The sequence below is a fragment of the Fibrobacter succinogenes genome, assembly GCF_902779965.1.
Taxonomy (GTDB): domain Bacteria; phylum Fibrobacterota; class Fibrobacteria; order Fibrobacterales; family Fibrobacteraceae; genus Fibrobacter; species Fibrobacter succinogenes_F.
Genome location: NZ_CACZDK010000015.1, coordinates 1 through 14,097 on the forward strand (window position 1 = coordinate 1; position 14,097 = coordinate 14,097).

A 14,097-nucleotide genomic window follows, 5' to 3' on the forward strand; every position below is an offset into this window, starting at 1 on the left:
CTCCCGGTGATCGACGCCCTCGGTGGTGTTGCTATCATCACGGCTGACCACGGTAACGCCGACGAAATGTACGAAATCGACAAGAAGACCGGCATGCCGAAGGTTAACAAGGACGGTACGTTCAAGGCCAAGACCAGCCACACCTTGAACAAGGTTCCTTGCATCCTTTACGATAACGTGACCGGCGGCAAGCTCGGCCTCAAGGAAGGCGACTGGGGTCTGTCGAACATCGCTGCTACGACGGCCAACCTCCTCGGCTTGGAAAAGCACGAGGCGTGGGACGACTCGATGCTCATCATCAAGTAATCATTGTAACTGGATTGCCACGCCACTCCGTGGCTCGCAATGACGTTTAAGGCGAGAGCAGCAAAAATGAGTTCACTCATTTTTATTGCCGAGCCGCAATGTCGTGCACCCGCGCAATGACATTCAAAGCGAGAGCAATCCACAAGAATTCAAAAAAGGAACCCTTCGGGGTTCCTTTTTTGGTGATACCAGCCACGTTGAAAAAATATTTTTTCATTTTACCCTCAAAAAACGTATCTTTAATAGTAAAAAAGATGTGATGATGAGGTTAATCCTAGGTGGTAAGTATGCAGAAGGCGTGTAGAGAAACATTAGGCAATTCCATTCCGCAAAAAAGCAAACGCGGCTTTGGCATAGTCGAGGTTTTAGTGGCAGCGGCAGTACTTGGATTTATGTACATGGCCATAATGAACATGCATGGCGGAAACCACGATTCCCTGCTCCGTATTCGCAGTCGCGATGGCGCCACCGAAGTCGCCCAAAACCTCATCGATTCGCTGGGCGCCCTTGGACTTGCAAGCCTTTATGACGAGAAGCTCGAAAAAGATGCCGAAGGCCACGTCAAACCTATAATAATCGACCCCATCGTGCGAACCTGGGAAGGCCAACCCGGAGCTGTATCTAACACTATAAAAGTGAACTACAGAGCCGAGATTACGGTATCAAGCGATGATGAATACAAAACAAAGACTTCAACAAGGCTCCTCGGTTCAGACAGCATTGAGCATGTGTACGCCAAAAGACTAGATGTCAAAATCAGCTGGACATTCAAGAATTCCACGCAATCTATAACTGTTTCGGGGGTTGTCAGATGATTCTTTTTAGACGTAAGACGAAAGACGAGAGACAAAAGGCAATTGACTTGCGTCCCCCCGTTCAAGCACCTAAAGCGGGCTTCACGTTGATGGAACTCATGGTTTACATGGGGATTGTTGGTATTGTGGTGATTATCGCAGGTGAAGCATTCAGCAACTCCACCAGGTTCCGCATACGCACCGACAACATGGTTAAGGCCAACCAAGATGCCGAAAACGTAGCTACACTCATTAAAGAAGACGTGGAGCAGCTAGGAACCAAAAGCGCCAAAGGAGCTGGTAACGAGTTCACCAAATCTGGCAAACGCATCTACATGGATCCGGAAAATGCAAGCGCCGACAAAAAAGACTCCTCGTCATTCCGAATAGAAGAAGATGACGACGGTTTCAGCAGATTGACCTTCAAACGCACGCGCTACGACGATAACGGGCTTTATCAGGCAATAGACTCCGTCCGCTGGTACGTGGAAGACAATACACTCAAACGTAGCTGCTTTGTACTAGAACCGGTCACCGGCTTTACCTTACCCGCTGACGATCCCTGCGTTGCAGAAAAAGCGGACCCCAATCCCATAGAAATGGTTTCCAACATTTCTGCATTTAAAGTCGAAGCGGCTAGACCAGGCGCCATGGAAGACGCCACACAAATATTCCCGGCAAGCGGCTCAAGCAATTTCATTCTGATTCCACGACTGGGTTCTGGTGGCGAGTACGACAGAAACTTTGTCAACTTCTACGCAGAAAACGCAACTGATCCAGAAAGTATGTCTGGCAACACGTTTAATCTTTACGGTTTTTCAACGAACTATGTGAACCAAGAAGACAACCTCGACAATGCCATTCTCGCTGATGGAGATCAAAAAGTAAACCAGGCGATTGCCATAAATGCAACAGATTTTCTAGACGGCGACTCTTGGCAAACACTTTGCTTAAACTTTGGCGCAATGAGCTTTGGCACCGATACGGTCTATGAAATTTCATTTGAAGTAGCATCGCAATCTTCCAAGGATAGAAGCGTGAACTTTGTCCCGGGCAAAGACCACATGTCCATAGGTTTCAGGCAACCGAGTACAGGAACCTACGTAAAATCCAACGGCCATGTTATCTTACCTGACTTTTTATTTTATCCCCCTCTAGACTACAATTCAGGAGCTGGAGCCGGCAAACGCAGCATGCGATTTACAGTACCAGTACATGTAGAAAATGTGTGCCTTGCAATCACATTCGCGTTCTTCTCGCCACTGGCAAATGATGGTAAAGTAACTATAAAAGATTTGAAAGTTTCGCAGGTCGCATCTGCCAACTATAAATTCAACGGATTTGCCCCCGAATCAGGCAGCAACGTCAAGGAAAAAAAGAACGTAAGAGCATTAAAGCTCAAGCTGCAAGTGAGCCGAGGCGCCAGAAACGGCGGCAAAGGCGAAACAGGAGATGTGAACTTGGTAATCCCTATTCCGAGCAACGGAACGGGAGACTAATTTTTGTGTGAGAAATGAGGTTTTAAGTATGAGAAAGAATTATTTAAAAACCAAGACCGGTGTATCCCTTATCACCGTACTTATGTTCATGCTCGTTGCAACAATCGCAGCGACAGCCACTTGGAAATTTATCACAAGTGAAGGTTTTTCTAGCAAGAGCCGCATGCTCAAACGCGATGCTTACCAAAGCGCACAAGCCGGTATCGAAAACGCCCGTAGCTGGATGACATTCCACGCTAACGACGTAGGCGCTCTCATCAGGCAGTTCCAAGATAAAGGAAAACCGATTAATCTGGACAACCAGCTGCGCGCCTTGCAAAAAGCGGGCCAAAACTACCACGTATGGCTTACCGGTGTCAACACCGAAAACAGCACCTACAAATTGAAAATTCTTTCTTCAGGTGAAGCAAGAAACGACACCCGCCATACCGAAGTGGCCATTTTGAACATTGATGGTCTATATCGCGTCAAATTGCCCGTTACGCAGTCATCATCTAATTTTGCAGAAGCATTCCACGGAAACTTGAACACCATTGACGTCCTTGACATTGACAAGGGGCTTCTCACGCAGACACCGGAAGTAAAGAACGGCGGTGGACAAGCCTTAAACAAGCTAAACGTCATGGAATATCTTATTATGGATGGTTCCTTTTACGCTAACAGCTCAAACACCGTAAAGGACCTCTATGCAACAGGAGACGTTGGAACATGCTCAGGCGTTAACGTTTCAAACAACATGTACGTCGGCGGTGTTTTTTATCCAGGCAACGTCAAATCCGAAATTGCAGGTTCGCTTTACACAGAAGGCGGAATCAACCTGAGAGACACTTACCCCTACACAGCCCTTACGGGAGGATGCGGCAGCAACACCGTTGGAAGTGCCGAAATTAAAGGAAACATTACATCGAATGGTCCCTTTATTTATTACGATGCCAATAGCGGAAATGGCGGATCCAACACCTTTACCGGAAAAGGTAGCATGGTCGTGAATAGCAAAATCGTATTCCCGACCAATAGCGTCAGTGGCCACGTTCAAGATAAAATAAGAATAGAACACAATGTTTACGTAAAAGACGACTCCGATGGAAAAATGGGCTCACCCACAAATAAAGTATTATGCACTGGAAGAGGCTATGTCGTTGATGGGCGTGATGCTATTCCAAGAACAAAATTCGGAACAGATGATGACGATAGATTTTGGCTGAAAGGATTTGAGGCTTACCAACACGGTTCTACATCGACCTCATTTTCTGTTTGCGACGACAACAATACAACCAGTTGCGAATACGATGGTTTCACCTGTGCAAGAACCATTGGTTTTAATAAATGGATTGGTTTTAAGGGAGAATTTCTGCTTTCGGAACCTACAGAAGCAGATATGGTTGGCTGGAACGCCGACAAGATGGAAAAGTATAAAGACAAACTGCAAGATAGGGACCCGTCATGCAATAATGCCGTAAAAACGCCTGTTCAGATAAACAAGAAAATTTTCGACCTCGGACTCACGCATAGCAAGGATTCCAGAAAAGGCTGCTCTGAAAACATCTGGAAAGACTGGTCCAACTCGACAGCATTAATGAACGAATGCTATAACATCGCAAAAGAAAACGGAAACCTTTACAATGACAGCTGGCTCATATTGGAATTCGGTCAAGCCGTAAAATGGGCCTCCGGTTCCATGGGCGGCGAGTTGAACGGAAGCTTTATTCTAAAATTCGATGGTTCCGTAGTTTCTAACCAGTTACCCCTTCCCGCAACATCATTGGATTCGAAAGTTCTTCTGTATCTCCCCAATGGATGGGTGACCGATCAACAAGGCTCAAACATCGAATTTACATCCACAAGCGGACAACACCGTTATTTCGTGTATAGCGAAGGAGACATCTCTCGTTTTGACATGCAAAACCTTCAAAATCCGATGAGCGGATCCATTGTCATGGCGAATTGTTCCAAATTCAACTTGCTTGTTGGTGGCAACAACACCTTGAAAGCCCGCTTTGACCAAGATTTGACTAACGAACTCGCAGAATCATCCATCGTGTGCGACAACGACGGAACAAACACATGCTCAGGAACAACATCGCCCAGCAGCAGCGCAAGCTCCAGTGCCTCATCAAGCGAAGAAGACGAAGGAATGGACCGTTATTATATATCGATGGCTCCGCAGTTAGGCGTATCGCTAGAATCGCAAAGCAAGAGTTACGAAGAGGTGGGAACCAGCGAAAACCTCTCGCCATCATTTATGATTCTCCCCCGAATTGTTTCTTTACCAAGCGACCCCTATGGCACGCTCGGAGACTACATCAATGTTATTACTCTAAATAAACCGCAAGGCGCAGCAGCCCTGACCAAAAACAATTTGGACCTTGCTAGTGCCTGCACTAAAGTCGGTGGATACACGACTTTGGATATCAGCAGCCTCAATTCAAAGCTTTTCCACCCAGAAGGAAGTAAACTTCCTAAGGGTACTTTCAGATGCGATATTTCTGCGGATGGTTACAGCGGTACCGTCCCGGTGTGGGTCATCGTTGACAGCAAGGAACTGCGCGACCTACACCAAGTTTCGTTTGTCGAACCTAGCCAAGAAATCAAATCTTCCGAGACCAAGGATATCTATGTGCGTTTACAGCCCAAGATTCCAGAAATCGACTTAAAGATCTATTGCCCAACGGCTCCAAGCAATTGGCAATATGTCCCTAGCAACATCGCATCTTCTGATGAAACTTGCACAATCCATGTATCGAACCCGCTAACCACAGAAAAACTGGTAAAGCTATTCTCGATCAAAACAACTAGTGCCACTAGCGGTACCATGGTATTCCAGATTCTCGAAGGAAACGACTACATAGCGACCGAGCCATCAATCACAGGCTTATACATATCTACCATTGCATCGCTTTCGCGTGACCCCGTCTCATTCGATCAAATGAACGCTTTCTGTAACGCTAACGAAGACCTCTGCCCCACAGAAGACGAACGTTACAACTGGCCGGACTGCCCGAACGTAACTGAAAAATGGGTTGAACCCGAAGGAGCGGGATTCCAACAAGAAATTCAAAACTATTCTTGGATTATCACGACCAACGAAGGTACCCCTGTAACGCTTGCAGACGTATCAAGCACGAACTTAATGAAAAATTGCGTCATCATTGTTCCTGAAAATGATGAAGATGAAAAGTGCACTTTCTCAGAAATGAAAAAGACCTGTATTTTGCACGCCTCCATCAAGGAAAAAATACACAAGATTAAAATCAAATTCAAAAACGTAGAACCAGGTCAGAACCCATTCGTTACCGTTACAAGAGGTCATGAACCCAAGCTTTGTTACTACAATGACAACCCTGAACACGAATGTATTGTAAACGTGTACGGCGATACTTACGTGTCCACGGACGTGGACACGAGTTATTCTGACAACGAGACCTTCGTTTATTGGCAATGTGAAGGCGCCAGCTGCCCAGACCATATCAAGCTAAAAAATACACACTATGGTGATTTTGTCGTAAACGATAATGAAACAGTCCTCACCGCTAAGTTTAACGAAGTGGACAAGCACTGTTTCTTCGATACATTCAAGTACAGTTCCGCAGATTGTAAAGACCTCGATACCAGAAGAAAAGAATACTGCATCGACTATTGTAGCCCAGCAGACCATTGTATATCGGCAGCTACCGAAACAGGCTACAAGGATGCCAAGTGGCATTTGGTCAAAGGATCTTTCGACAATGTCGATTATAGCACCGGAAAAATAACCGTCCAAAAGAATGCGGATATCACCATAATGAGTACCATCAACGCAGACGCCGGTACCCACGGAACATTGAAAGCTTTGGCTCGTTTGCCCAAAGACAACTCTCAATCCGGGTTCTTGTTAGGCTCCAATGCAACTGCAACAAACTACTTAGCCCTCAACATGTTCATAAAGGACGGTTACGTTCAGGCTAAATTATGTAACGAAACATCGTTGGTATGCAATCAAAAGACCTTCGCAGTTTCTGCAACCGAAGACGACATGATCATGATTGAAGCAGAAATTACGGCATCTGAAATAAACGTTCATGTGTCCAAAGATAATGAAGCCGACAAATCCAGTGTCACATTCGACCTCGGTTCTTGGGGAGACGACCACCAAGGATCTTATGTAGGCTTCCGCTTAGCAAGCCACAAGTTCATGATTTACGGTATTGGTTGGAAGAGTACGAACTACGAATGTTTCGATACGTACCCCACCATCAAATGCTCTTTCTCAGCAGTAGCTCAAAATGGCGTGATACCGAAAGAAACGTTCATAAAGCCCTGGATCGGTTATTCAGGATGGGAAGGATGGAATACCAGCTCTTGTAGAGAAAAATACTACTACATTGGTAACGATGGCTGTAATGGCAACAACTACGGCTATACCACATGTAGCGACGAAGGCTACTACTTTAGCGCAGCAAGTAACGGAAAACACGGCTACTCCGATAAAGACGGGAATGATATCAGAACCGCCAAGGTGGGCCTTGACTGCCAAGGTAGCATTTCAAACAACTCAGAAGAATCCATGTGGGCAAACGATAGCGCTCATTGCGGCGTATTCTGGATTGGCTCACAAAATTCCTGCACCACGGTCGAAAAAATAGACGACCAAGCGACACTTTCTGGAGGAATGAGCCAGTCCTTCGCCTTTAGAAATACCGTGAACCTACGTGACGCTCAAGTAAAAGTTGACGCAGAGAACAATAGCGAAGTATGGATAAAGCTATATAGTATAGGCCAAGATAACGAAATTTACGAAAGTGAATACGTTGTTTTAACCGAGAACTCACAAACCTATAAAATCGAAGAATTTGTGACAGAAAGGAGCGGTTTCGACCCAGGAAAGGTGACCGGCATCTACTTCGAGAACAAGGGCAATGGTATGGCAATCATAAAGGGAGTTTCAACACTTTGTGAAACTGCCGTTAGAGTAAAGTCCTGCAAGGTCGAAGAAAAGACCATTACAAACACAGGTCTTTGGACGTTCTTGCCATGGTTTAGACCAACAGCAACAAGATATTTCGAAGTTACAGCCACTGTAAACAACAGATTTGACGTAGAAAAGTATCAAGTAATTGGTCAAAAGAAAGACAACACAAGCAAAACTTATGACTTAAGCATAAATGAAGTTTCTACAAGTGGTAGAGAAAAAGCGATTATTCCGCTACGCAGAAACTCCAGCGACTTTGCAGGTACAATTCTCGATTGGGATTTCTATGTAAGCGTAAAAGCCGCAGAAACAGATTATAGTGATACCATTCTATGCACAAAGAATACAGGAAATGCGCCACGTTGCGGCATAACAAGCCCAACAAGCAATAATGACTTAGAGCCCAAAGACATCAGTTTTAAAGGCTTCTTGGAATATTGTGAAAACTGCAGCTATGTCGTCACACTCGACGGCTCTCAAAAAGCCGACGATAATTGTACAAACGTATCTGGATTAAATCAAAAATGCGACATAACGATAAACAATAATAAATTAACACCTTTAAGCGCAGGCGAACATACAATCAAGATATCTAGCCCCGAAGGTTACTTTGACGACTGTGAACGTTCATTTACCGTCAAGGATGACGCTGCGCCGGAATTACAATGCTCTTTAAAATCGGTTAGCAATACAGCCGTAACAATCAACGTAGACGTAAAAAAATGCCCTGGCGCCGATGAATGCACATACTACATATCACCGGCTGCGACAGACGGGAACGGCTATATCAGAGATTCAGATAAGGAGTTAACATTCTTCTACCCAGGCTCTGGCCTCATGACGCACACATTAATTGTAACTAAGGGTAGTAAATCTGCAAATTGTTCATTCGATGTGAATTATACTTCATCTGAGGAATCTAGCTCTAGTTCCGAAGTGGTTGTTAGCAGCAGCTCGGAAGAACCGGAAGAATCCAGCAGTTCTGAAGAAGAATCTAGCAGCTCGGAAGAGCCGGAAGAATCCAGCAGCAGTTCTGCACCTCCAAGCAGCAGTGCTGTTGCAAGCTCGGCTTCTACAAGCAATAATGTTGTTAAGACAATCACGAACAATGACATTCCGAAAGACCAAGAATTCATCGAATCTGGAGAATGCTTCGCGCTGAAGGGTACATGGACAAATGCAGGCTGGCTCCCGCCGATACTTATACAGTGCTACGTCAATGACGGAAGCATTACGGTCACATACAACGGAACTTCAATATCTAACGATTACTATATTGCCGTAAGCTTCGGAAACATTGTTTACTACACGACCGAAGAACGAACGTTTATATCGAATATCTGTGTTACATCCGAAGGTAAGAATTTGAGATGTAACTTCACTAACCAATAATAAAGGTCATTGAACATTTTAAAAGCTCCCCCACCGGGGAGCTTTTTTGATGCCCGCGGGCGACAATGGCGGCTGAAGTCAATTTTTTAGGCAAAACTCGTGCAAAGAGTCCGCGTTTTTTCTAAATTTCGCCGTACTATGAGTGAAGCTATTAACAATGTCAAGCAGGCCTTTGATGCAGAACTTGCACAAACGGACCTCACCAATCAAGAAGCGGTCAACAATCTCCGCGTAAAGTACCTCGGCAAGAAGGGCGCCGTCACCGACCTCATGAAGCAGATGGGTTCGCTCAGCGCCGAAGAACGCCCCGCTTACGGCAAGCTCGTGAACGAACTGAAGGTTGCTGTTTCCGAAGCTATCGACAAGGCGATTGAAACCGCGAACGAAGCCGCTCTCCAGAAGAAACTCGCCAGCGGCGCCGTCGATATCACGCTCCCAGGCGCAGGCATTGCCGCCGGTTCTACGCACCCGCTGTACGACGTTCGCGAAGAAATCATCGACTTCTTTGCGCAAATGGGTTTTGATGTGGACTTCGGTCGCGACATCGAAACGGATTGGTACAACTTTGAAGCGCTCAACACTCCGCCTGACCATCCGAGCCGCGACATGCAGGACACGTTCTACGTGGACAACAAGGTCATGCTCCGCACGCACACATCGGGCACCCAGATTCACTACATGGAAACGCACAAGCCGCCATTCCGCATGATTGCTCCAGGCCACGTGTTTCGCGTCGATAACGATGCCACCCACGCTCCGATGTTCCAACAGTGCGAAGGCCTTGTCGTTGATGAAAACATTAGCTTCGCCGACCTCAAGGGCGTGCTCCAAGTGTTCATGAACAAACTCTTTGGCGCTGGCGTCAAGACCCGTTTCCGTCCGAGCTTCTTCCCGTTCACGGAACCGTCCGCAGAAATGGACGTGAGCTGCGTGTTCTGCGGTGGCAAGGGCTGCCGTCGTTGCAAGGGCACGGGCTGGATGGAAATCGGTGGTTGCGGCTCTGTGGACCCGAACGTGTTCAAGAACTGCGGCATCGACTCCGAAAAGTACACCGGCTTTGCATTCGGCTTCGGTCTCGACCGTATCGCCATGCTCCGCCACGAGATTCCGGAAATCGGACTCCTGACCGCCAACGACCAAAGATTCCTGAGCCAGTTCTAGTTTAGACGAAAGAACGCCGCTTTGCGGCTTCAGACGACAAATGCGTAAGGCGAGAGAAGCGCCAATGCGAGCATTGGCATTTCCGAGCCAAGCATTTGGGGCTTGTCCCAAAGACAAAAGATTAAAAAAGCGAACCACAATGGTTCGCTTTTTTGTTTTATAAATGGCGATCCCGGCACAGAGGCCGGGATGACAAGCCAAAGAACATCGGGCAAACTACGCAAAAAAATAGCGGGCTAAAAGCCCGCCTTTCTTAAGACTTCTAACTGTCTACTTCCTACAGTCCACTCTCTTAAGAGCGCTTGTAGTCGTCCTGCACGCGGATGATGTCGTCTTCGCCGGTGTATTCGCCGACCTGAACTTCAACAATCACGAGCGGGAGTTTGCCTTCGTTCTGCAAGCGATGAATCGTGCCCGACGGAATGTAAGTCGATTCATTCGGACGCACATAGAACACCTTATCGCCAACCGTCACCGTAGCAGTGCCGCTGACAACAACCCAGTGTTCCGAACGGTGCAAATGCTTCTGCAACGAGAGGCGTTCACCCGGACGGACAACAATGCGCTTCATCTTGTAACGGTCGGTCGATTCGAGCACAGAGTACGTACCCCATGGGCGGTTAACTGTCTGAGGAACCGTCGGCAAGTCTGATCCGCGAGCTTTAAGTTCATCGACAACCTTCTTTACCTTCTGGCTACTTGCAAGCGGAGCGACCAAGAGTGCATCAGGCGTATCGACAATCAACATGTTGTCCAAATCAATCGTGCAAATCTGACGCTGACCGCCAAGCACGAGCGAGTTCTTGGAACCAATGCCCAAATGCTTTGCATTTATGTTATTGCCGTTTTCATCATGATCAAATTCACCATAGAGCGAATCGAACGCACCAAGATCAGACCAACCGATATCACTCGGAACAACCTTCACCTTCGAAGATTTTTCCATCACGGCATAGTCAATAGAATTCGAAGGAATGTTCATCATGTCATCGTGATTGACGCGGATAAGCGAATCCTTGTTTTCTTTTTTGGCGTTGGCAAAGGCAATCTTTGCCGCATTCAGAATATCTGGAGAGAACACTTCGAGTTCACTCAAGAACGTAGAAGCCTTGAAGCAGAAGATACCGCTATTCCAGAAGAACCTTCCAGAAGCGACATACTTCTTTGCCGTTTCCAAATCCGGCTTTTCAACAAAACGCTTGACATCTTCGCCATTAGCTTCGATATAACCATAACCAGTTTCCGGGCCCGTGGGCGTGATTCCAAACGTCACCAAGAATCCCTTTTCTGCAAATTCTTGAGCCTTGCGCAAACATTCTTCGTAAGCATCGGCCTTGCGAATCACGTGATCCGAAGGAGATACAAGAACGATATCATCTGGATTAAGGCCAAGACAGGCAAGCGCAATTGCCGGAGCCGTATTGCGACCCACCGGTTCAAGGAGGAAGCGAGCCTTATCAGCGCCCACTTCTTCGAGCTGGTCCTTGGCCAAGAAATACTGGTCCGCATTGCTGACAATGTACTGAGCTTCACAAATGCTAGAATTGGTTTTTACCGTACGCTGGAACAAGGATGCACCGTCAAAAAGACGGGCGAACTGTTTTGGCATAAGAGAGCGGCTAATCGGCCAAAGGCGCGTTCCGCTACCACCGCATAAAATCAAGTTAATCATATTGCTAGCCTATATTCCTATCACTTACCAGTTGTAGTACCAGTTTGAGTACCGGTTTGAGTATTAGAAGGAGTTGTTGTGCCACTATTCGCACTTTTGGTACTAGAACTAGCACTACTGGAAGTCGAGTTCCTAGTTTTCCAACCTGTGTTATTAATCAACTGCGTTTCATAGACAATCTCAGAAACAGTCTTAACAGCGCTGATTGTCGGCGTAATCAAGCTAAGAAGGCGGTTCCAGGTAGCAATGCCAGAAGCATCAACGTAAACGATATCGCGCGGATTCAATTCAAAGCGGTCTGCCATAGCAAGTGCCATGGCATTCTTCGCATCCAACTGATAAATATCAATTTTTTCTTGGGACGTATTTCTTATAACATAAATATCTTTCGGCGATGCATTTAACGCATTCACACCACCAGCGGCAGCAAGAGCTTCGGCCAACGTCAAGTAGTTATCCATGCGAACAACACTGGTTCTGTTCACTTCGCCAAGGACATAGACCTTTCTATCCCTTTCCATATCGGCCTTCATCGGAACGAAAAGCTGATCACCCGGTCTCACAAGAATGCGGTCAATGGCAATGTTCTCCTTGAACGCACGGACATAGTCAATATTATAGACCTTCTCTCCGCGACGGAGTTGCACAAAAGAAGGATCAGCCTTTTCGTTAAAGCCACCCACATTCGCAATCATATCGGAAATCGTCATCGGGTTTTCATCGAACCTCACGATACCCGGTCTGTTCACAGCACCCGTCACAAAAGCCTTACGACTATGATAGCCCGTCACACGGACATCCACCTGCGGGTCGTTAAGAATCTTGTCCGAAAGGCGCTTGGTAATTTCGGTGCGAAGTTCCTGAGCGGTAAGGCCAGCAGCCTGAATCTCACCCGCATACGGATAAAAAAGCTTGCCATCGGTCGTAACCTTTTGACCTGCCGGTTGGTATTGACCCATCGGAGAAGTCAGTTCCGGATGCTCCCAAACAACCACCTGCACCATATCCAGAGGTCCAATTCTATATTCCAAGTCAGGGAGGGAATCCACCATCAAATCAGCCAAATCGCCTTCGGACGGATTCGGGGCGACCTGCACCGGTTCACCCATGTCACCCTTTTCAATAGAATGCAACTTGAAAGCAATTCCATTATAGGTCGTGGAGTCTGTGGGAATGTCCATTCGCATCTGCGGAGCGGCAAAGCAACCACTCAAGATAGCGCCGGCTACACCACAAAGAGCAATACCAATTTTATTCATACGTTTCCTTTTTAAAATTATTTTGCGGCTTCACTTTGCCTAATCTTTTCAACCCAATACGGAGTCAGCTTGGAAATAAAGTTCCACGCCAAGACAAATGCATTTTCCGGCCTCCTGTACGGGTCAGGAATATCGACCTGGTGAGATTCACCATAGCGGAACACCTTACCTTCGAGCCACGGATATCTGTGCAAAAGTTCCTTTTTATGTCCGTTTTCCATCACTAAAATCAAATCAGCCCATTTGAGGATATCCAAGTTAATTTGGCGAGCTCTATGAGCACTCATGTCAATGCCATGTTGCAAGGCAATTTTCTGAGAAATTTCATGAGCGGGATTATCAACCAAAGCACCAAGCCCCGCACTCATGACATTGAAGCCAGGTCCGAGTTCTTTTTTCAAAAGGTATTCCCCAGTTGGGCTGCGGCAGATATTCCCAGTACAAACGACAAGAATGTTTTTCATGATAGCGTAATAATAGAAAAATAAGTTTTCAACAACTAAAGATCAAAAGCGAAGCCAAGGTCCTTGAGGCACGGATTCTTCGTATCCTTTTCGGAGAGGAGCGGTTCAAAGCCCTCGCCCACCGGCCACTGGATTCCGATTTCTGGGTCGTTCCACATCAAGCCACCTTCGTCGCCCGGAGCATAAAAGCGCGTGCACTTGTAGACAAACGATGCTGTTTCGGAAAGCACTACAAAGCCGTGAGCAAAACCTTCGGGAATGTAGAACTGCTTCTTGTTTTCAGCGGAGAGCGTGACGCCCACCCACTTGCCAAACGTCTTGCTGTTTTTGCGGAGGTCCACAGCCACGTCAAAAACTTCGCCTTCAATCACGCGGACAAGCTTGCCCTGCGGATTCTGCTTCTGGAAATGGAGACCGCGGAGCACGCCCTTGCGGGAGCGGGATTCGTTATCTTGAACAAAATCCACATCAATGCCGCCTTCGGCAAAGTCGCGTTTGCTGTAAGTTTCCATGAAATAACCGCGGGCATCGCCAAACACGGTCGGCTCGATGATTTTCACACCTTCGATGGAGGTTTTAATGAAATTGAATTTGGACATAAA

At 46.8% G+C, this 14,097-nt stretch carries 9 protein-coding genes and 1 pseudogene; 5 read left to right on the forward strand and 5 right to left on the reverse strand.

All coding sequences use genetic code 11. From position 1 onward, the window contains the following. Positions 1 to 306 (forward strand): annotated as a pseudogene (locus HUF13_RS08365) (2,3-bisphosphoglycerate-independent phosphoglycerate mutase); the annotation flags it as partial. 82 nt (positions 307 to 388) lie between these two features. On the opposite strand, the gene HUF13_RS17295 reads toward HUF13_RS08365, so the two are convergent. Beyond that, positions 389 to 523 (reverse strand): hypothetical protein, encoded by a 135-nt coding sequence (locus HUF13_RS17295; protein ID WP_304038977.1) that lies wholly within the window; start codon positions 521 to 523, stop codon positions 389 to 391. A 70-nt stretch (positions 524 to 593) separates the two neighbouring features. Between HUF13_RS17295 and HUF13_RS08370 the strand changes: the two genes are divergently transcribed. The 4 genes from HUF13_RS08370 (at position 594) to pheS (ending at position 10,100) form a co-directional block, all read left to right on the forward strand. Continuing rightward, the gene (locus tag HUF13_RS08370; RefSeq protein ID WP_173474708.1) at positions 594 to 1,121 is read left to right on the forward strand and encodes a type II secretion system protein; all 528 of its coding nucleotides are present in this window, start codon (positions 594 to 596) and stop codon (positions 1,119 to 1,121) included. Further along, complete coding sequence (locus tag HUF13_RS08375; protein WP_173474709.1) at positions 1,118 to 2,599, forward strand: type II secretion system protein J; 1,482 nt, start codon at positions 1,118 to 1,120, stop codon at positions 2,597 to 2,599. Before HUF13_RS08370 ends, HUF13_RS08375 begins: the two co-directional genes overlap by 4 nt. A 28-nt stretch (positions 2,600 to 2,627) precedes the next feature. Next, a complete protein-coding gene (locus HUF13_RS08380) occupies positions 2,628 to 8,939 on the forward strand; it encodes a pilus assembly PilX N-terminal domain-containing protein (protein ID WP_173474710.1) in 6,312 nt (2,103 codons plus the stop codon). A 138-nt stretch (positions 8,940 to 9,077) separates the two neighbouring features. Then, positions 9,078 to 10,100 (forward strand): phenylalanine--tRNA ligase subunit alpha, encoded by a 1,023-nt coding sequence (pheS, locus tag HUF13_RS08385; RefSeq protein WP_173387669.1) that lies wholly within the window; start codon positions 9,078 to 9,080, stop codon positions 10,098 to 10,100. A gap of 292 nt (positions 10,101 to 10,392) precedes the next feature. Here pheS and HUF13_RS08390 read toward each other — a convergent pair whose 3' ends face one another. From HUF13_RS08390 to rfbC, 4 genes are read right to left on the reverse strand one after another with little or no spacing between them, the layout of a single operon-like run. Then, positions 10,393 to 11,772, reverse strand: a complete 1,380-nt coding sequence (locus HUF13_RS08390) for a mannose-1-phosphate guanylyltransferase/mannose-6-phosphate isomerase (protein ID WP_173474711.1) — start codon at positions 11,770 to 11,772, stop codon at positions 10,393 to 10,395. Between the two features lie 20 nt (positions 11,773 to 11,792). Next, positions 11,793 to 13,031: a polysaccharide biosynthesis/export family protein gene (locus HUF13_RS08395; RefSeq protein WP_173474712.1), complete on the reverse strand. Its 1,239-nt coding sequence runs from the start codon at positions 13,029 to 13,031 to the stop codon at positions 11,793 to 11,795. Positions 13,032 to 13,048: 17 nt separating this feature from the next. After that, the gene (locus HUF13_RS08400) at positions 13,049 to 13,495 is read right to left on the reverse strand and encodes a low molecular weight protein-tyrosine-phosphatase (protein WP_173474713.1); all 447 of its coding nucleotides are present in this window, start codon (positions 13,493 to 13,495) and stop codon (positions 13,049 to 13,051) included. A 35-nt stretch (positions 13,496 to 13,530) separates the two neighbouring features. Next, complete coding sequence (gene rfbC / locus HUF13_RS08405; protein ID WP_173474714.1) at positions 13,531 to 14,094, reverse strand: dTDP-4-dehydrorhamnose 3,5-epimerase; 564 nt, start codon at positions 14,092 to 14,094, stop codon at positions 13,531 to 13,533. Between the last annotated feature and the right edge of the window lie 3 nt (positions 14,095 to 14,097).

What these genes read in the sequence shown, in the direction of transcription:
- HUF13_RS08375 (WP_173474709.1), top strand. Translation starts at nt 1,118, where the DNA reads ATGATTCTTTTTAGACGTAAGACGAAAGACGAGAGACAAAAGGCAATT.
- HUF13_RS08370 (WP_173474708.1), top strand. Translation starts at nt 594, where the DNA reads ATGCAGAAGGCGTGTAGAGAAACATTAGGCAATTCCATTCCGCAAAAA.
- rfbC (WP_173474714.1), bottom strand. Translation starts at nt 14,094, where the DNA reads ATGTCCAAATTCAATTTCATTAAAACCTCCATCGAAGGTGTGAAAATC.
- pheS (WP_173387669.1), top strand. Translation starts at nt 9,078, where the DNA reads ATGAGTGAAGCTATTAACAATGTCAAGCAGGCCTTTGATGCAGAACTT.
- HUF13_RS08380 (WP_173474710.1), top strand. Translation starts at nt 2,628, where the DNA reads ATGAGAAAGAATTATTTAAAAACCAAGACCGGTGTATCCCTTATCACC.
- HUF13_RS17295 (WP_304038977.1), bottom strand. Translation starts at nt 523, where the DNA reads ATGAAAAAATATTTTTTCAACGTGGCTGGTATCACCAAAAAAGGAACC.
- HUF13_RS08400 (WP_173474713.1), bottom strand. Translation starts at nt 13,495, where the DNA reads ATGAAAAACATTCTTGTCGTTTGTACTGGGAATATCTGCCGCAGCCCA.
- HUF13_RS08390 (WP_173474711.1), bottom strand. Translation starts at nt 11,772, where the DNA reads ATGATTAACTTGATTTTATGCGGTGGTAGCGGAACGCGCCTTTGGCCG.
- HUF13_RS08395 (WP_173474712.1), bottom strand. Translation starts at nt 13,031, where the DNA reads ATGAATAAAATTGGTATTGCTCTTTGTGGTGTAGCCGGCGCTATCTTG.